This is a genomic window from Myxococcales bacterium (assembly GCA_016720545.1).
Lineage (GTDB): Bacteria > Myxococcota_A > Polyangia > Polyangiales > Polyangiaceae > JAAFHV01.
In genome coordinates this window covers 1-17,847 of record JADKKK010000025.1, presented here as the reverse complement: position 1 = coordinate 17,847, position 17,847 = coordinate 1, and the positions used below count along the sequence as shown (strand labels likewise).

General features: G+C 72.1%; 14 protein-coding genes. 9 read left to right on the top strand and 5 right to left on the bottom strand.

The window, feature by feature from the left end; translation table 11 throughout:
- The first annotated feature begins 143 nt into the window (after positions 1-143).
- A complete protein-coding gene (locus IPQ09_25875) occupies positions 144-1,760 on the top strand; it encodes an NAD(P)/FAD-dependent oxidoreductase (protein ID MBL0197581.1) in 1,617 nt (538 codons plus the stop codon).
- Positions 1,761-2,025: 265 nt separating this feature from the next.
- On the opposite strand, the gene IPQ09_25870 is transcribed toward IPQ09_25875, so the two are convergent.
- Positions 2,026-3,009, bottom strand: a complete 984-nt coding sequence (locus tag IPQ09_25870) for an SH3 domain-containing protein (GenBank protein ID MBL0197580.1) — start codon at positions 3,007-3,009, stop codon at positions 2,026-2,028.
- Positions 3,010-3,184: 175 nt separating this feature from the next.
- Between IPQ09_25870 and IPQ09_25865 the strand changes: the two genes are divergently transcribed.
- Positions 3,185-4,249: a hypothetical protein gene (locus IPQ09_25865; protein ID MBL0197579.1), complete on the top strand. Its 1,065-nt coding sequence runs from the start codon at positions 3,185-3,187 to the stop codon at positions 4,247-4,249.
- 21 nt (positions 4,250-4,270) lie between these two features.
- Here IPQ09_25865 and IPQ09_25860 read toward each other — a convergent pair whose 3' ends face one another.
- On the bottom strand, positions 4,271-4,615 hold the full coding sequence (locus tag IPQ09_25860) for a hypothetical protein (GenBank protein MBL0197578.1): 345 nt from the start codon (positions 4,613-4,615) through the stop codon (positions 4,271-4,273).
- Positions 4,616-4,680: 65 nt separating this feature from the next.
- Positions 4,681-5,031: a hypothetical protein gene (locus IPQ09_25855; GenBank protein ID MBL0197577.1), complete on the bottom strand. Its 351-nt coding sequence runs from the start codon at positions 5,029-5,031 to the stop codon at positions 4,681-4,683.
- A 61-nt stretch (positions 5,032-5,092) separates the two neighbouring features.
- Here IPQ09_25855 and IPQ09_25850 point away from each other — a divergent pair, with 61 nt between their 5' ends.
- Together IPQ09_25850 and IPQ09_25845 are read left to right on the top strand one after the other, a co-directional pair.
- Positions 5,093-5,761, top strand: a complete 669-nt coding sequence (locus IPQ09_25850) for a hemerythrin domain-containing protein (GenBank protein ID MBL0197576.1) — start codon at positions 5,093-5,095, stop codon at positions 5,759-5,761.
- 68 nt (positions 5,762-5,829) lie between these two features.
- The gene (locus IPQ09_25845) at positions 5,830-6,582 is read left to right on the top strand and encodes a DsbA family oxidoreductase (protein MBL0197575.1); all 753 of its coding nucleotides are present in this window, start codon (positions 5,830-5,832) and stop codon (positions 6,580-6,582) included.
- Between the two features lie 11 nt (positions 6,583-6,593).
- Here the strand turns inward: IPQ09_25845 and IPQ09_25840 are convergent, their stop codons facing one another.
- Together IPQ09_25840 and IPQ09_25835 are read right to left on the bottom strand one after the other, a co-directional pair.
- A complete protein-coding gene (locus tag IPQ09_25840; protein MBL0197574.1) occupies positions 6,594-9,719 on the bottom strand; it encodes an efflux RND transporter permease subunit in 3,126 nt (1,041 codons plus the stop codon).
- Complete coding sequence (locus tag IPQ09_25835) at positions 9,716-10,933, bottom strand: efflux RND transporter periplasmic adaptor subunit (GenBank protein MBL0197573.1); 1,218 nt, start codon at positions 10,931-10,933, stop codon at positions 9,716-9,718. The genes IPQ09_25840 and IPQ09_25835 overlap by 4 nt, the downstream gene beginning before the upstream one ends.
- A gap of 234 nt (positions 10,934-11,167) precedes the next feature.
- Between IPQ09_25835 and IPQ09_25830 the strand changes: the two genes are divergently transcribed.
- The 5 genes from IPQ09_25830 to IPQ09_25810 form a co-directional block, all read left to right on the top strand.
- A complete protein-coding gene (locus IPQ09_25830) occupies positions 11,168-12,025 on the top strand; it encodes a hypothetical protein (protein ID MBL0197572.1) in 858 nt (285 codons plus the stop codon).
- A gap of 347 nt (positions 12,026-12,372) precedes the next feature.
- Complete coding sequence (locus IPQ09_25825) at positions 12,373-13,812, top strand: TolC family protein (GenBank protein MBL0197571.1); 1,440 nt, start codon at positions 12,373-12,375, stop codon at positions 13,810-13,812.
- A gap of 12 nt (positions 13,813-13,824) precedes the next feature.
- Positions 13,825-15,054: an efflux RND transporter periplasmic adaptor subunit gene (locus IPQ09_25820; GenBank protein ID MBL0197570.1), complete on the top strand. Its 1,230-nt coding sequence runs from the start codon at positions 13,825-13,827 to the stop codon at positions 15,052-15,054.
- Positions 15,055-15,059: 5 nt separating this feature from the next.
- Complete coding sequence (locus IPQ09_25815; protein ID MBL0197569.1) at positions 15,060-17,558, top strand: efflux RND transporter permease subunit; 2,499 nt, start codon at positions 15,060-15,062, stop codon at positions 17,556-17,558.
- Positions 17,559-17,607: 49 nt separating this feature from the next.
- A partial coding sequence (locus IPQ09_25810) for an efflux RND transporter permease subunit (protein MBL0197568.1) occupies positions 17,608-17,847 on the top strand: 240 nt, incomplete at its 3' end.

The following is a 17,847-nucleotide window of genomic DNA, read 5'->3' as shown; positions in this document are numbered from 1 at the left end:
CAGGTCCGAGGCTCACGCGGAAGCCCGATGAGTTGTCCGGGCTAGCAGCACCGGCAGGGCCAAAGGCCGGAGGCGTGAGCAGCCGGACACGACACGACACGACACGAGACGACACGACACGACACGAGACGAGAGGAGTCGCGATGAGCGGTGCAGACGAGGTTCAGCCTGAACACCCCCTGCGAGGCGGGAGCGCGCGCCAGGCCGACGAGGCCGACGTGGTCATCGTGGGCGCGGGCCACAACGGCCTCGTGTGCGCGCTGCTGCTTGCGCGCGCGGGCCTGCGTGTGAGGGTGCTCGAGGACAAGTCCGTGGTCGGCGGCGCCTGCCGCACCGAGCGCCCGTTTCGGCGCGCCGAGGCGAAGGACCTGCCCATCTCGAGCGGAGCGTATTTGCTCGGCCTCGTGCCGCCCGAGCTGCTCGCGAAGCTCGAGCTCGCGTTGCCGCTGCGACGGCGCGATCCGCACTATTTCCTGCCGACCACCACCGGGAAGTACCTGCTGCTCGGTGGGGACGCCAAGGCGAACGAGCGGGCGTTCGAGGCGTTCTTCAGCGCCGCCGACTTCCGCGCCCACGAGGCCATGAACGCCGAGCTCGCGGCCCTGCGCGAGGACGTGGCGCCCACCTGGCTGACCGAACCGCTCTCCATCGAGGCGACCGCCGAGCGCTACGTGCGCCCTGCTCTCCGGCGCGCGTTCGTGGCGCTCTGCCGGGGTTCCGTTGGCGACTACCTGAATCGCTTCGGCTTCGAGAGCGATCTCGTGAAGGCGATGTACGCCACGACCGACGGCTTCTCGGGGATCGACGGCGGGTGGGAGTCTCCAGGCACCGGCATGAACTTCTTGCTCCACAACATGTGCCGACTGCCAGGCGCCGACGGCACGTGGATGATCCTCGAGGGAGGAATGGGCACGCTCACGAGCACCCTCGCCGCCGCGGCTGCGGCCCTCGGCGCGCGCATCGAGACCGGGCGCGCGGTCGTCGAGGTCGAGCACGAGGGGGGCGTCGCTCGAGGCGTGGTGCTCGCCGACGGGTCGCGCGTCCGCGCGGGGGTCGTCGTGTGCAACGCCGATCCGTTCCGGATGCGCGACCTGCTGGGGCGCGACCGACTGCCGCCGGGCTACAACTCCCGCCTCGACGGCTACCGCCGGGACGGCACGACGCTGAAGGTGAACCTGGCGCTCTCGGCGCTGCCGCGGTTCTCGTGCCTGCCGGAAGACCGCGGGCAGTACGGGCCCACCATCCACCTGCTGCCCGAGGGGCCCGACGTCCTCGGCGCGGTCGCGACCGCGTACGCCGAGGCGCGCGCCGGCAAGCTGCCGCGCTTCCCGACCATCGAGTGGTACATGCACACCGCCATCGATCCCTCGCTCCGCGACGCGCGCGGCCACCACAACTCCGCGCTCTTCGTCCAGTGGGTGCCGCACACCCTCGCCGAGTCGACGTGGGAGGCAGAGGAGGCGGGCTACGTCGCGCACCTCTTGTCGCTCTGCGACCGCTTCGCGCCGGGCACGAGCGACCTCGTGGTCGACACGTTCGCCCTCACGCCGCCGAAGATCGAGGCGCACTTCGGCATGACCCGCGGCCACATCCACCACGTGGACAACGCGTTCGGCTTCGCCGACCGCCTGCCCTACCGCACGCCCATCGCCGGCGTCTACTCGTGCAGCGCCGGCACCCACCCGGGCGGCGGCGTGATTGGGGCCGCCGGGCACAACGCCGCCGCCGCGGTGCTCGCAGACCTCGGGAAGGCGGGATGAGCCGTTCGGGCGGAATTTTCTGTTGAGAGTGCGCGCCCTCGCGGGCCCTCGCGGAGGGCCGGGCGCGGCCCTCGAGGGGGGTGGATCAGCAAGCGACCTGGTCGAGAAAACGTTGCGATCCACCGCGCAGTGACGTTCGCGCCACCGTTCGCGCGCGCCCTCCCCGACGCCGCGTCCGTGCGCGCGCCCTGCGGTCGCCCCAAAATGCGTAACGCACGTCGGCCGGGGCTCGACGTGCGTTCGCAGGTGACGCTCGCGCTGCGGCTCAGAAGCCGGAGCGCCGCACGCCGCCGTACGCAGAGGTGAAGTTGCGCGTATTGTACACGCACCCGTAGGCGCAGCCGCGGCACTCGAAGACCGTGGGCGAACCCCAGCCGTCGCCGCGCTCGTAGAGGACGATGTGGCCCGCGCCGTTCGAGTTGTAGACCATCGCGTCGCCGCCGCGGAGCGCGCCGCGCGACACGCTGGACCAGCGGCTGGAGCCGCGCGCGAAGTCGAAGGTGCTGTAGGGGTGAGAGTTGTCCGCGAGGTCCACGTCGCCGTACTGCCACGCCTTGCCGACCATCCCGGAGCAGTCGGCCCCGTAGCGGCCCGAGTGCGAGCAGGAGGGGCAGCTGCCCGAGCACGAGCCCCGGGTCGATGAGCTCGGGCCGCTCCCCAGCCAGGCGCCGCCGCCCCACCAGTACGAGAACCCCACGGAGGCGCGCGCCCGCGCGATCGCGTTCGCCGGGGACGGCCCGCCGCTCACGCTCCCCCCCGAGGTGCCACCGCCGGAGGGTGCGCCCGAAGACGGCGCCGTGGGCGCGTAGTAGTTCGAGTGAGACCAGCCCGCCGTGCCACGGTATTCGACCCGCAGGAAGCCGTTGTTGAGCGTCGTCGAGAGCAGCTTCACGACCGTGCCGTTGGGCACGACCGCGAGGATCGTGTGGCTCGTAGAGGCACCGGTCCGAAGGTTCACGTTCGCCGTGGAGCGCACCTCGGTGGTGCCGGCTCCCGGCGCGAACCCCTCCACGCCGGCGCCCGCCGGATCGGTGAAGGCGGCGCCTGACGGATCGGTCGGCGCCACGCCGTCGTCCGCGGCGACCATGGGCGCGTCGTCGCCCGCCTCGCCACCGGCCGTGGCCTCTTCGCTGCCACCACCGGCGGCGCCGCCGCGGAGGGAGTCGGTGGGCTCGACCGCGCAGCCGAGCGGGCCGAGGGTGAGCGGGAGGGCGAGCGCGACGAGCGCGAGAATTGCTGTGGGGCGCATGTCTCCCCTTCAGCAAGTGTCGGGCCAAACGCGACCCGCAAGACGGCTAGAATTTTCAACCAATTCAACGAATTAGCGCCCATCTACACACATGGTAGGGCGCGCTCTGACAGTGACCTTCCCCTCGTCTCGATGTAGGTCTTACGTCCACAGCCCTCCTTGGATCCCTCCCCCGATGAAGAACCGCCCCCTCCTGACCGTCGCCGCCGTGCTCGCGCTCGTGGGCCTCGCGGCCATCCTCGCGCGCCGGAGCGGAGCGCCTCCCGAGCCGCGCTCCCGCGAGGTCGCCGCGAGCGCCGCGACCCCACCGGAGCCTCCCGAGCCGCCGCCTGTGGCGGCCGCCGCGCCGGGCACGTTCGCGGAGGCCAGCTCCGCGGAGGCGCCACTCCCCGCAGCCCCGCTCCTGAAGGCGCGTTGGGGCAGCCGCGACGGCGAGCTCGGGCACGTCCGGGCCGCCGAAGGCAACGCCGAGGGGCCGATGAGCTTCGCGCTGTCCGGGGCCGACGTGGTCGTGCTCGACCAGGTGAACGGACGCGCCGTGCGCTACGACGCGAAGGGGCGCCAGGTGAGCTCGGTCGCGGCGACCCCCACCACGCAGGACGTCGCCGTCGCCGCGGACGGGACGACCGTGCTGCTCGATCGCTTGGTCGACAAGAAGATCACGCTGTTCGACCCCCGCGGGCGGCGCGTGGGCGAGCTCGCCCTGCCACAGGCCGCCGGCGAGACGGGCCTGCTCACGGGGCTCTTCGTGGACGGCGCGGACGTGTACGTCGAGAAGGAGCACGGGGCGCTCGTCCGCATCGGCACGACCGACGGCAAGGCGAGCGCGGAGCCCATGTCGCTCCAGGGCCGCCCGAGCAAAGACGGCGCGCTGCTGCTCTCGGCCGCCCTGACCGACGCCGCCGCGGGCCTCACCGCGGTCAACGCCTTCGACCGCAAGGCCGGCGCGCTCCGCTTCGCGCGGCAGGTGACCTTCGCGCGCCCCGCGCACGGCGTGGCGCTGCTCGACACAGACGCGAAGGGCACGATCTACCTGGGCGTCTGGGCGGGGCCGGGCTCGCAGGTCCATGTAGCCTGCATGGATCCGACGGATGGCCACGTGCTCGGGCGAGTCATCGTGGCCCTCAGCGAGACGCCGGAGGAGGCGTTTCGCGACTTCGCCGTCCGCCCCGACGGGACCATCGTGTCCTCGTACCGCACCGACGACGGCGTCGAGCTGCGCACGGCGCGCTGCCCCTGAGGCCACGCGCCAAGGCGAGCGCTACGGCGACGGCGGGGCGCCGTACGCGCCCGACGGCGCGACCGGGAGCACCGGCGGCGCCGCGTCCGCCGCGAGGGGCACCGCCCCCGCGTCGCGCTCCTCCACGGGCACCGGCGCGCCGTACACGGGCGCGATCGCCTGCGGGGTCGGGCTGCACGCTGCGACAGACGCCGCGACGGCCGCGACCGTGAGCGCGCCAAGGAAAATATGCGCGCGCGTGCCAACCGCCGGGGCCGCGTCGACCGCGCTGGCAGGCACGAGAGGGGCGGGCTCGGCGCAGAACGGGCACGAAGCGTCGGAGCCGCGCACGTGGCGAGAACAGGAGGGGCACGGGGCGAGCGACATGGCGTGGAGGGTGCGCGACCTCGCCCGCGGGGTCAACCACGCGCTGCCGCCGGACGCGAAGCCGCTCAGCCCTGCTCGGGGACGAGCGTGAGCAGATACTCGCCCTCGCAGTGCATGAAGCCGGCGTTCACGGTCTGCGAGTCGCCGATCTTGGAGAACACGTCGGCCTTGCGCGAAGGCGCACGCGCCGCCGTCGTCGCCCACCGCGCGACCATCTCGGTGGTGATGGGCGCTTGGGTGCGAGAACGCGGGTAGCGCGCGGCTCCCGGGAGCGCGCCGAGCGCCTCGTCTTGTGCGCTCTCGTCGGGCACCTCCGACTGGACCTCGGCGGAGCAGGCCGGCAGGGCGCCGGCGCACGCGATCGCGAGGGCCACCAGGGAGGCGCCGAGGGGGAGACCGGTCGTGCGGAGGGCCATGATGATCGGCCAACCTAGCGCCGGAAGTGCCACGAGGCGAGCGCTTCGCAGAACCCGCTTCATGACCGATGTCAACGCCATGCCGGCGGCGGAGAGGTCTCGTGCCGCCATGCACGCGACCGACCTCCTCGTTCAGGAACACGACCTCATCCTCCGCGGGCTCGCGGTCCTCGGCCGGCTCGCCTGGCTGGCGCAGCAGGCCCCGCAGGAGGCCCCGGCCATCGTGGAGCCACCGTTCCCTGTCGCCGACGGCCGGGCGATGGTCACGTTCCTTCGCGAGCTCGCCGACGGCCGCCACCACGCGAAGGAGGAGCAGGTGCTCTTCCCGGCGCTGGAGGCGGCGGGCATCGCGCGGAGCGGCGGGCCGCTCGGCTGCATGCTGGCCGAGCACGATCACGGACGCGCGGCGATCCGCGCGATGGACGCGGCCCTCTCCGCCGCCGCGTCGGACCCGGGCGCGTGGCGCACGTTCGCGGTCGCCGCGCACACCTACGTACACCTACTAAGCGCCCATATTTACAAGGAAAACAACGTACTGTTCCGCATGGCCGAGCAGGCCCTGGGGCCCGCAGAAGACCCGCGGCTCATGGCCGCCTACGCCGCGGCCGAGCGCACGTCCGGGCTCGCGGAGACGGCCACGTACGTGACCCTCCTCGAGCAGCTCGAGGCGCGCTACCCGGCCGCCAGCGCCACGCCGAATGCGCGCGAGCTCGACGGCGCCCATCCATAGCGCACGCCGCGGGCGTGCCGCCGATGCGCCTGTCGAAATCTCCGTGTCGAGGGACTACCGTGCCCTGGATGGAGAAGCTCCGCGTCGACATCTGGTCCGACATTGCCTGCCCGTGGTGCTACGTCGGCAAGCGGCGCCTGGAGGCTGCGCTCGCGCGCTTCGACGAGCGGGAGTCCGTCGAGGTCGTCTGGCGGTCGTTCGAGCTCGACCCCTCCGCGAAGGGCGCGCCGGGCCCCACGGTCGACGGCGACTACGCCGCGCGCCTCGCGCGGAAGTACCGCACCTCGCCCGCGCAGGCCGAGGGGATGATCTCGAACATGACGGCGACCGGCGTCGCCGAGGGGCTCGAGCTCCGCTTCGATCGCGCGCGGGTCTGCAACACGTTCGACGCGCATCGGCTGCTCCACTGGGCGTCGCAGCAGGGGCCGACCCAGCAAGGCGCTTTGAAGGAGCGCCTGCTTCGCGCCTACTTCACCGAGGGCGAGGCGCTGGACGACCTCGATACGCTCGCCCGCCTCGCCGGCGACGTGGGCCTGTCCGCTGAAGCGGCGCGCGCCGCGCTCGCGACGACCGAAGGGGCTCGGGAGGTTCGCGCGGACGAGGCGATGGCGCAGAGCATCGGGGTCACCGGGGTGCCGTTCTTCGTGTTCGACGGGCACATCGGCGTGTCCGGCGCGCAGCCGCCCGAGGTGCTGCTCGGGGCCCTCCGGCGTGCGTGGAGCGACGCGAGCGACGCCAGCGAAGCGACCGACGCGACCGACGCGAGCGAGGGCGAGCGGTGCGATCCGGACGGATGCGACGCCGGGCGGCCTCGCGCCTGACGTCGGTGCGCTCACTCAGCTAAGCTGGGCAGTTTGCGCGCCGCGCCCGCGCGCTCCTCACGCTCGAGGAGCGTCCCGTAGATGGCCGGGAGCACGAGCAGCGTGAGCAGCGTCGAAGAGAGCAGGCCGCCGATGACGACCGTCGCGAGCGGCCGCTGCACCTCGGCCCCCGCCCCGGTGGCGAGCGCCATGGGCAAGAAGCCGAGCGACGCGACGAGGGCGGTGGTGAGCACCGGGCGGAGGCGGCCCGTCGCCCCGAGGCGCACGGCCTCGAGCGCCGCGACGCCCTCGCCGCGCAGGTGCTCGACGCTGGAGACGAGCACGAGGCCGTTCAACACGGCGACGCCGAACAGGGCGATGAAGCCCACGCCCGCCGAGATGCTGAAAGGCTCTCCGCGCAGGAGCAGCGCGAAGAGACCTCCCGAAATGCTCATGGGCACGTTGAGGAAAATCACCAGCGCCGGGCGGAACTTGCCGAACGTCGCCACCAGCAACACGAGAATGAGCGCGAGCGTGATGGGCACCACCACCGCGAGCTGGGCCGTGGCGTTCTTGAAGCGCTCGTATTCGCCGGCCCACTCGGTGAAGTAACCTGGCGGGAGCTTGATGTCGCGGTCGAGGCGGGCGTGGGCCTCCCCGACGAACGAGCCGACGTCGCGGCCGCGCACGTTCAGCTGGACGGTGATGCGGCGCTGCAGGCGCTCACGACTCACTTGAGACGGCCCTGGGCCAAGCTCGATGCGCGCGAGCTGCCCGAGCGGCACGAGGCGACCGTCGGGCGCGCGCACGGGGAGCGCCGCGATGGACTCCCGGTCTCTGCGGGCCGACTCCGCGAAGCGCACCTGCAACGGGAAGCGCTCGCCCTGTTCGACGACGTCGCCGACCTGCATCCCGCCGAGGGCCGACACGGTGTCGAGCACGGCCTTCGCCGAGAGGCCGGCGCGCGCGATCGCGACGCGATCGACGCTCACGGTGAGCACGTTGAAGCCCGCGATTTGCTCGGCCCGGACATCCTTTGCGCCGGGGATCTGCCGCAGCACGCGCACCATGCGGTCGGCGTTCTGCCGAAGGAGCGTGAGGTCGTGCCCGTAGAGGTGGATCGCGAGATCGCTCTCGATGCCCGCGAGCAGATCGTTCGTGTTCATCTCGATGGGCTGGGTGAACCCGAAGCCGGCGCCCGGCACCTCGACGGAGATCTTCTTGTCGAAGGCCTCCACGAGCCCTTCGCGGTCGCGCGCGGTGGTCCACTCCTCGCGAGGCTTCAACATGACGTACACGTCGGTCATGTTGATGCCCATGGGGTCTACGGCGATCTCGGCGCGCCCCGTGCGGCACACCACGCTCGTGACCTCCGGGAAGGTGAGCAGGGTCTTCTCGAGCCTGCGCGACTGCTCGAGCGACTGCTCGAGCGAGACGCTCGGCAGGCGCACCATCGCGAGCACCGCCGTGCCCTCGTCGAGCTTGGGCAGGAACTCCTTGCCCATGCGCGCGCCGAGGGTGAGGGAGACAGCGAAGATGGCGACGGTGGCTCCGCCCACCAGCCTCGGCCAGCGCGTCGCCCACGCGAGCGCGGGCACGTAGAGCCGGTCGGCCAGGCGCAGCACGGGGCTGTGCGTGTCCACCGTGTCGCGCGAGAGCGCCCACGACGCGAGCGCGGGCACCACGGTGAGCGACAGCACGAACGCCGAGCCGAGCGCGAAGAGCACGGTGAGCGCCATCGGCCGGAACATGCGCCCTTCGGTGCCCCCGAGGGCGATGATGGGCACGTACACGAGCGCGATGATCGCCTCGCCGAAGGTGGTGGCGGAGCGCACCTCGATGCTCGACGCGATGACCACCTCCTGGCGCTCCTCGTCGGTGAGCGTGCGCCCGAGCTGCGCGCGGCGCTCGCCCATGCGACGGATCGCGTTCTCGACCAGGATGATCGCGCCGTCGACGACGAGGCCGAAATCGATGGCGCCGAGGCTGATGAGGTTGCCGGAGATGCCGAACCCCCACATCCCGACGAACACGCCGAGGAGCGCGAGCGGGATCGTGACCGCGACCACGAGCCCAGCGCGCACGTTGGCGAGCATCACGAAGAGCACGACGAGCACGAGCACGCACGCCTCGACGAGGTTCTTCGAGACCGTGCGGACCGTGCGCCGCACGAGCTCGGTGCGGTCGTAGTAGGCGTCGATGACGCAGCCCTCGGGGAGGGTCTTCTGGATCTCGGCGATCGCGGCCTTCGTGTCGCCTACGACGCGCCCGCTGTTCGCGTCCCGGAGCATCATCACGACGCCGACCACGGCCTCCTCGGCGCGGCCGTCGCGCGTGACGGCGCCATACCGCACCATGGGGGCGTACCGCGGCGTGCCCACGTCGCGCAGGGTGAGCGGCGCGCGGCCGGGCTCGGTGCTCACGACGACGCTCCCCAGATCCTCGGGAGTGACGATGCGCCCCTCGCCGCGGACGGTGACGTTCTCGCGGCCGTCCACGATGTAGGCGCCGCCGGCGGCCAGGTGGTTCTGCTCGAGCGCGCGCACGACCTCGGCGACCCCGACGCGCGCCGCGGCCATGCGCTCGGGCTCGAGCGTGAGCTCGAGGGTCTTGGCCTCGCCACCGAAGGTGTTCACCTCGACCACGCCAGGCACGAGGCGGAGCCGCGGGGCGATGAGCCACTCGAGGATGCGGTGCCGCTCCATGAGCGACTGCGGGCCCCTCACCTCGAAGTGGTACACCTCGCCGAGCCCGCTCGACACCGGGCCGAGCTCGGGCGTGCCGTAGCCGGCGGGGATGTCTCGCGCGGCCTGCGCGAGGCGCTCACCGACGAGCTGACGCGCGAGGAAAATCGGCATCTCGTCGCTGAAGACGAGCGTGACGACCGAGATGCCCGCGCGCGAGACGCTGCGCACCTCCGCGAGCTTCGGGAGGCCGGCCATGCTGCGCTCGACCGGGAAGGTGACGCTCGTCTCCACGTCCACCGGGCCGAGCGTGGGCGCGGCGGTGATGACCTGCACCTGCACGTTGGTGACGTCGGGCACGGCGTCGATCGCCACCTTGGTGCTGGCGAAGAGGCCGATGACCAGGAAGACGAGCGCGAGGACGACGACGAGGCCTCGCGAGCGAACGGAGAGCGCGATGAGGCGGTCGATCAATCGTTCGATCCCATCTGCTCGCGGAGGACCTCGCTCTTCAGGATGAACGAGCCCGACGAGACCACGGGCTCGCCGGCCACGAGCCCACGCAACACCTCGACCGCGCCCTCCAGGTCTTGACCCCGCTCGATGGCGCGCAGCTCGAACTTGCCCTTTGCCTTCTCCACGAACACGAAGGGCGCGCCGTCGATGGTCTGCACCGCGCCGCGAGGCACCGTGACGACCGCGAGGGCGCCACCGTCGGTGGTCTCCGGAGCGCCGAGCACCCGCGCCACGGCCGACATGCCAGGCTTGAGGCGACCGTCGGCGTTCGGCAGGACGATGCGCGCCCGGAGGACGCGGCGCTCGGGATCGACCGTCGTGTCGACGTGGTCCACCTTGCCCGCGAACGTCGCGTCTGGGTACGCGATCGCGGAGACCCGCGCCTCGTCGCGCTCGTGCACCTTCGCGAGGTCCCGTTCGTACACGTCGACCGAGAGCCACACCTCGGTGGTCTCGCCGACGACCACGAGCGTGTCGGTCGCGCCGACCGGCTGCCCGACGCGCGCGTGCACCTCCAGCACCGTCCCGGCGAGAGGCGTCACGAGCGGCACCGTGGACGACACCGGCCCCTCGGCCCCCCGCACTCCGAGGGTGGACAGCCGGCCCTCCGCCGCGCGGAGCTCTGCCTCCGCCTGGCGCTTCTCGTTGCGTGCGGTCTGCAGGCTTCTGTCGGACGACGCGCCCGCGTCGTTCATCTTCTGTTCTCGCTCGACCTCGAGCGACGCGAGGTCGAGCCGCGCCTTGGCGGAGGCCCAGTCGGCCCGGGCGCGCCCGACCTCCACGCCCACCAGCGTGGCGACGACCGCGCCCCGCGCGACGACCTGCCCCGGCGCGACGTTGACGCTCCCCACGCGACCCGAGATGTTCGGCCCCACCCGCGCGACGCGGCTCGGGCTGAAGTCGACCACTCCCACCAGGGTGACGCTCGAGCGACGCGGCTGCGTCACCACGGGGGCCACGACGATGCCCGCGGCTTCGAGCGCGACCGGCGAGAGGGAGACGTCCACCCCGGGCTCCTTCGCCGCGGCCTTGGCCGGGGCCGCGGGGGGGTCCCTGCCCTTGCACGCCGCTCCGAGCGCCACGATCGCGACGGCGGCGCAGGTCGCGCGCGCGGTCGCTCGACCGGTCGGACGGCGGAGCGCGTCGACGAGACTCTGGAGCGGGCCAGACATGACGCCGGCAGAGTGACAGATCTCCTCACCAACGCCCAAAAACGGGGATGCCCTCCCCGGCCGACGGCCCTCCCGTCCCCCACCTCGACGGCCTGTCGACGACTCCCCCCGGCCCGTCCGCATCCCAACCGCCCTGATCGCGGTCCGGCGGCGCGCGCTCACCTTGCCATCGGTCCACACGGCTCGGCTCTCCCGCATGGACGGCCTGGCGTTCCGCCTCGTATTCTCGCGACCATGGCCGCGAAGAAGAAGAAGACCCCCGCGAACACGACCTCGAAGACCGGCTCGCAGCCCCGCTCGCCCGCCCGCAGCACCGCCGCGCGAGCCCCCACGAGGAAGGCCGCCGCGGCCCCGCCCCAGGGCCTCTCCTCCGCGGACGAGGCCCTGCTCGCGAGCTACCCCCCCGAGTTCGACCGGCTCCCCGATCAGAGCGTCCCGCGCATCCTCACCATGGCCCGTGAGGTCCTCGCCGCCGGAAAGCAGGCGATCACCGCGCTCGCCGCGCACACGCGCGTGGGCAAGGCCGACCTCGAGCGCCTCGAGGCCGACGCCGCGCTCCTCGCGAGGTGCGAAGACATCTGGGGGCGCGCGCGTGACGTGCGGGTCGACTCCAAGGACATCGCGGAGGGCGAGGCCCTCAAGTCCGACGCGCTGGCGGCGCTCGACTACTGGCTCGAGGCCGACGCCGAGGTCGCCGCGCGGGTCTCGAAGGTGCGCGAGGGCACCGGCATCGCCGATCTCGCCGACGACCTCGAGAAGCTCGCGGACCTGCTCGACGAGAACGCCGCCGCGCTGAAGAAGGCCGACCTCGCGAAGGGCGCCGCGGCCCGCATGCGCGCCCTGGCCGAGAGCCTCGCCTCGGGCCTCGCGGGCCGCCGCAGCGACGTCTCGAGCCGCGCGCTGCTCACCAAGCGCAACCTCGCGTTCTACGGCCTCGTCGCCAAGATGGACGCCGTGTGCGCCGCCGGCCGCTACGCCTTCCGGAAGGAGCCGCGCAAGGCCAAGCTCTTCGCGTCGGTGGCCACGCGCAAGCGGGTGCAGCGCAAGTCACGCGCCCCGAAGAAGACCGGCCCCGCCACGCCCGACGCGTAGCAGCCCGCGCCTCGGCTCCGGTCATTTCGAGAGCGCGTTCGGTCAACCTCTCGCGTCGTTCGCGCACGCAGAATTCCGGATAAAATGCGGCCTGGACACTGCCCGGTCACGCTGCGTGCGACATCGCGCGTGACCGGACGAGGCCTGACGTTGACCGGACGGGTCGCGCGGCTTCGCGGGCGCCTCCGGGGGGCGTGAAGGTCCACGCGCGAGGTCTGCTCGGAGCCGCGGCGAGCGTGGCCGCGCAGCGCCCTGCCTCCGCCCGGACGCGCCGTGACCTCAAGCGGACGCGCGCGACGGGTGACCGATTTTCTCACGCGAATGCGCGTGGGGTACACCCGGAGAGCATGAGACCGCTCCTCGGATCCACCGTCGCGCTCGCCCTGCTCCTGGGCGCGGGCGTAGCGCGCGCGGACGTACCCCAGGCCCCGCCCGTGGAGGCCGCGCGCGCGACGCCCTCGGCGGCCGCCGCGCAGGACGCCGGCGTGCCCGCGATGACCCTCGCCGAGGCGATCGCGTACGCGAAGGCGCACGCCCCCGAGGTGCGCGCGGCGGAGGCGCGGCTCAAGGCCCAGGTCGCGCAGTCCGAGAGCGTGGGCGCCGAGTGGTACCCCAGCGTGGGCGCCACGGCGCAGGTCTTCGGCGCCACGGGGAACAACTGGACCGGCACGTTCGTGGGTCAGCGCAGCTTCGACCTGCCCCGCGTGGGCGCCACTCGCTCCAACACGCTCGACATGGCGCCCTACGCGTCCACGATCGTCGCGGCGGGCCTGAACCAGCCGGTGTACGAGTTCGGGCGCATCGCGGCCAAGCGAGCCGCGATGGACTCGCTCGTCCAGGCCGAGCAGCACCGGGGGCGCCAGGACACCCTCGACCTCCTCTTCAACGTGGAGGAGGCCTTCGTCGCCGTCCTCACCGCGAAGGCCCTCGCGCGCTCCGCCGACGGGGCGGTGACGCGGGCCCGGGCCATCCGTGACCAGGCCGCCGCCAAGGTGAAGGCGGGGCTCGTCGCGCACGGCGCCGTCGCGCGCACCGAGGCCGATCTCGCGCGCGCGGAGGCGCAGGCCGTCCGCGCCGAGGGGGGCGTCCGCGTGGCGCAGAGCACGCTCGCGGCCGCGATCGGCTCCGACCGCGTCGCGGTCGACGCGCGCGAGGCCCCGGCGACACGCGCGGAGCTCCCCGCCCTCGGCCTGGCCGTGGAGCGCGCGAAGGCGCGCTCGCCGCGGGTCCTGCGGGTGCTCGCCGAGCTCGAGGCCGAGGAGCGCCGCACGAAGGCGATCGCGGCGGAGAGTCGCCCCACAGTGTACGCCACGGCGTCCATCTCGGTGCGCGGCGGCGGCGCCCCCAACTCGGCCAACACCGAGCTCACGGGGCGCGGCATCCTCCCGTACGTGCCCAACTACGACGTGGGCCTCGTGCTCTCGTGGCCCATCTTCGACGGCGTGACCTCCGGCCGCGAGGAGGCGCAGCGCGCCCGCGAAGACCTGAAGCGCACCGAGCTCGTCGTGACCGAGCGCCTCGAGATGGCCGCCCTGCGCCGCGCCTACCTCGAGGTCGAGACGGCCCGCGGCGCCCTCGCCTCGCTCGACCGCGCCATCACCTCCGCCCGCGAGAGCTACGCGCAGGCCGAGGCCGGCTTCGCGGCCGGGATGACCAGCAACGTGGACGTCGCGAGCGCCTCGCTGCTCGTCATCGACGCCGAGTCGAACCAGGCCGTCGCCGCCTTTCAGCTCGCCCGGGCCCGCGCCCAGCTCGGGCGCCTGCTCGCCGAGGAACCCAAGAAGTGAACAACGATCCCCATGGGCACCTCGCCCGAGCAGCTTCAGTCGGCCCCCAACCCCATGGTGCCCCTGGTGATCGGCGGCGCGGTCGCGGCGGTGCTCGCGCTCGGTGGCCTCCTCCTCGCGCGGTCACTCGCGGCCACGAACAAGGTCGCGCTGTCCGCCGACCCGAAGGGCGTCACGGCGGTGCCCGCGAGAGCCACGACGTACCGGGCGTCACGGAAATACGTGGCTACCCTCGAACCGTGGCTCGTCGCGAAGGTGGGGCCCCAGCTCGTCTCCGCGTATGTCGACACCGTGCTGGTGCGGCCTGGCGTGAAGGTCAAGCGCGGCGAGATCCTCGCTACGCTCGACTGCCGCAACGCGTCGGTGGCCACCCAAGTGGTCGCGTCGCAGGCCCGCGCGCTCGAGGCGCGGCAGCGGGCGACGGCCGGCGAGACGGCGCGTCTGCAGGGCCTCCTCGCCGGGGGCTTCGTCTCGCAGAACGAGCTCGAACAGAAGCAGGCGCAAGCCGCGGCAGAGTCATCCCAGATCGCGGCGATCAACGCGCAGGTGGCGGGCCGCTCGCTCGAGGTGAACGACTGTGTGTTGCGGGCGCCGTTCGATGGCGAGGTCGCGGTCCGCTCCGCCGATCCAGGGACGTTCGCGCGCCCTGGCGCGAGCCTGGTGACCATCGTCGATCGGCATCTCGTTCGCCTCGTCGGCGACGTGCCCGAGACCGACAGCGAAGGGGTGGAACCCGGGACCCCCGTGCAGGTGCGCTTCCTCTCCAACGGGACGACCCGCGCTGGTTTCATCGCGCGGAGGAGCCCGGCCGCCGATCCGTCCACGCGCACGGTGCGGTTCGAGGTCGACTTCGCCGAGCTCGAGCGCGCCATCCCCGTCGGCACGACCGCGGAGATTTCTCTGGAGATCGGCGCGACGACCGACGTGAGCGAGATCTCGCTCTCCTCCGCGAAGGTGCGCAACGGCAAGGCCAACGTCTTCGTCGTCGAGGGGGACGCCGCGCGCGCGATGTCGGTGCCCGTCGTAGGGGAGCGTGAGGGTTCGCTGTTCGTGACGCGCGACCTTCCCCCGGGAGCGCTGGTGGTCACTCAAGGGCGCGCGGGGCTCTCGAACGGTGACAAGGTCGCGGCGAAGACCGAGGCGCCGCCGTCAACGCCCGCGCCCACACCGACAGCTCCCGCGGCGATGAACCCGGGCGTCACGCCGGGCTCGTCCGGCGCGCCCGACGGGGGCAAACGATGATCTCCGTGTCGCTAAGGAACCCCATCGCGGTGCTCATGATGAGCCTCGCGATTCTGGTGTTCTCGGCTGTCGTCACGCCTCGCCTCTCGGTCGACACGTTCCCGGAGCTGACGCCACCCGTCCTCGTCATCGGCACGCAGGTGCCGGGCATGGGCCCGAAGGACGTCGAAAAGACCATCACCTGGCGCCTCGAGAAGTTCGTGAGCGCGACCCCGGGCGTAGACCACGTGCAGAGCGTGTCCCGGTCCGGCCTCAGCGTCATCTACGTGTGGCTGAAGTGGGGGACGGACCTCAACTCCGCGCAGACGCTCGTGCAGCAGCAGGTCGCCTTCGCGATGTCCTCAATCCCGAAGAGCCTCGGCGTCGTGCCGCCCTTCGTGCTCCAGTACGATCCGACGAACGCGCCAGTGGTCCAGATCGCCGTCTATGGCGGTGGGCTCACCGGCCCCCAGATCTACGACTACGCGGCCAACGCGATCGCGCCTCGGATCGAAGGCATCCCCGGTGTCGCGAGCGCGTCTCCCAACGGCGGGCGCGAGCGACAGATCAACGTCGTGGTCGACCCGATCCGGGCCGCGGCCCGCGGCGTCACCTCTACGGACGTGAGCGCGGCGGTCGCGCGCACCAACGCGCTCCTTCCTTCGGGGAAGCTCATCGCGCCGACGTTCGACGCGAACGTGTACACCAACGCCGTCCCGCGGGCCGTCCGGGAGATCGGCGACGCCGTCGTGAAGCTGGTCGACGGCAGGCCGGTGCACGTGAAGGACGTCGCGCGCGTGGAAGACGGAGGGTCGCCGGACACGCAGTCGGTCAGCATCGACGGCGAGGAGGCCGTCTACCTGAACGTGCTCCGCGTCCCGGGCGGGAACGTCATCGAGATCGTCGACCAAATCACCAAGACCCTCGCCACGCTCAAAGACCTCCCGCCCGGCATGAAGGTCGTCCCGGTGTTCGACCAGTCGACGTTCGTGCGCGCGACCTACAAGGGCCTCCGCAAGGAGATCTTCCAAGCCTTCGTGCTGGTGGCCCTCGTGATCCTCCTCTTCCTCCAGAGCCCGCGCTCCGTGGTCGTCGCCGGCATCGCGGTCCCGATCTCGTTCGCGATGATCTTGATCGTGCTCTACGGGACGGGACAGACGTTGAACGCGTTCACCCTCGGCGGCCTGACGCTCGCCATGGGGCCGCTCGTGGACATCTCGGTCGTGGTGCTCGAGTCGGTCCACCGACAGCAGAAGCTCGGCCTGAGCGCGTACCGCTCGGCGCTCGAGGGCGCGCGGGTCGTGGCAGGGCCCGCGCTCGCGGCCACCCTCGCGACCATCGCCGTGCTGCTGCCCGTGGCGCTCCTCGCAGGGCTGGCGAAGAAGCTCTTCGTGCCCCTCGCCCTCACGGTCGCGACCGGCATGATCGCCGGATACTTCGTCAGCATGACGGTCACGCCGGTGGCGTGCAGGTACTTCCTCGGCCACTCGGAGCCCGGGAGGATCGCGAAGGGGGTGGCCGCCGCGATCGCCAAGGTGTCGGGCGGCTACGCGCGCGCTCTCGAGCACGTGCTCCCGTTCCGGAAGGTGGTCATCACCGCGGCCGTCGTGCTCATCGGCGCGAGCGGGTACGCGGCCTCGAGGCTCCCCCTCACGTTCTTCCCCGAAGTCGACGAGAGCATGGAGCGGGTCTACGTCCGCTTCGCGCCGGGCACCTCGCTGAAGGAGGCGACCCGCAAGATGAACGCGATGGGGAAGCTCCTCCACGAGAAGCTCCCCAAGGACACGGTCGAGCTCGTGCTGACCAACGTCGGCTCGCCTGGCAAGGCGCGGAGCGCCATGAACAGCCCGAACTCGGGGCCGCACATGGGCTTCATCCGCCTCGCCCTCTCCGACGCTGAGCATCGCACGGAGACGCAGCGCGAGATCGCCGACCAGATGCGCCACATCCTCACGTCGAGCTACCCCGGGGTCGATTTCCTCGAAGCGCCCGGCGGGCTCGTGGCCAGCGTGTTCGCGAACGGCTATCTCGCGCCCATCGTCGTGGAGGTCCGCGGCGAGAACCTGGAAAAGCTGATGGCTGACTCGCGGGCGGTCGCAGACGTCGCGCGCGACGTCCCTGGGCTGCGCGACGTGTACGTCACCCTGGACACCGACTTCCCCGAGATTCGCGTCGAGACCGATCCGCGAGCAGGCCGGGCTCGTCGGGGTGACGCTCCGCGACGCCGCCCAGGCCACGCTCGAGGGCACGCTCGGGAACATCAACACGCCGGGTGTGTGGGTCGACCCGGACAACGGACAGTCGTACTACGTGGTCACCTCGTACGACGCCCTCGCGGTCGAGGACAAGAACGCTCTCGGCGCGCTCCCCGTGCGAGCGACCGTCGGCTCAGGCTCGGTGACGCTCGCTTCGTACGGAAAGCTCGAGCGAGGCACCGGGCCGATCGCGATCGAGCGAAATCAGCTCACGCGCGCGGCGACGATCCTCTTCCAGACCGAGCACCGCGACATCGGATCGGCGGCTGACGAGCTCGAGCGGAGACTCGGGAAGGACCCGCGAACCAAAGGCGTCACGATGTCGTTCGTCGGGCAGATCGAGCTGATGCGAACGACCTTCTCCGGGCTCGGGGTCGCCGTCGGCCTCGCCATCATGGTCGTGTTCATGATCATGGCGACGCAGTTCAAGTCCCTGCGCCTCCCGCTCGTGATGTTGTTCGCGATCCCAGTGTCGCTCGTCGGGATCGTGCTCGCGCTGCTCGCCGCGGGCCAAGGGTTCTCCATCGTCGCGCTGATGGGGGTGCTGATGGTCATCGGG

Excerpts from the sequence above, each read along its gene's own strand:
- IPQ09_25860 (MBL0197578.1), bottom strand. The coding sequence starts at position 4,615 with ATGTCGCTCGCCCCGTGCCCCTCCTGTTCTCGCCACGTGCGCGGCTCC.
- IPQ09_25855 (MBL0197577.1), bottom strand. The coding sequence starts at position 5,031 with ATGGCCCTCCGCACGACCGGTCTCCCCCTCGGCGCCTCCCTGGTGGCC.
- IPQ09_25865 (MBL0197579.1), top strand. The coding sequence starts at position 3,185 with ATGAAGAACCGCCCCCTCCTGACCGTCGCCGCCGTGCTCGCGCTCGTG.
- IPQ09_25825 (MBL0197571.1), top strand. The coding sequence starts at position 12,373 with ATGAGACCGCTCCTCGGATCCACCGTCGCGCTCGCCCTGCTCCTGGGC.
- IPQ09_25845 (MBL0197575.1), top strand. The coding sequence starts at position 5,830 with ATGGAGAAGCTCCGCGTCGACATCTGGTCCGACATTGCCTGCCCGTGG.
- IPQ09_25820 (MBL0197570.1), top strand. The coding sequence starts at position 13,825 with ATGGGCACCTCGCCCGAGCAGCTTCAGTCGGCCCCCAACCCCATGGTG.
- IPQ09_25850 (MBL0197576.1), top strand. The coding sequence starts at position 5,093 with ATGACCGATGTCAACGCCATGCCGGCGGCGGAGAGGTCTCGTGCCGCC.
- IPQ09_25870 (MBL0197580.1), bottom strand. The coding sequence starts at position 3,009 with ATGCGCCCCACAGCAATTCTCGCGCTCGTCGCGCTCGCCCTCCCGCTC.
- IPQ09_25835 (MBL0197573.1), bottom strand. The coding sequence starts at position 10,933 with ATGTCTGGCCCGCTCCAGAGTCTCGTCGACGCGCTCCGCCGTCCGACC.
- IPQ09_25875 (MBL0197581.1), top strand. The coding sequence starts at position 144 with ATGAGCGGTGCAGACGAGGTTCAGCCTGAACACCCCCTGCGAGGCGGG.
- IPQ09_25830 (MBL0197572.1), top strand. The coding sequence starts at position 11,168 with ATGGCCGCGAAGAAGAAGAAGACCCCCGCGAACACGACCTCGAAGACC.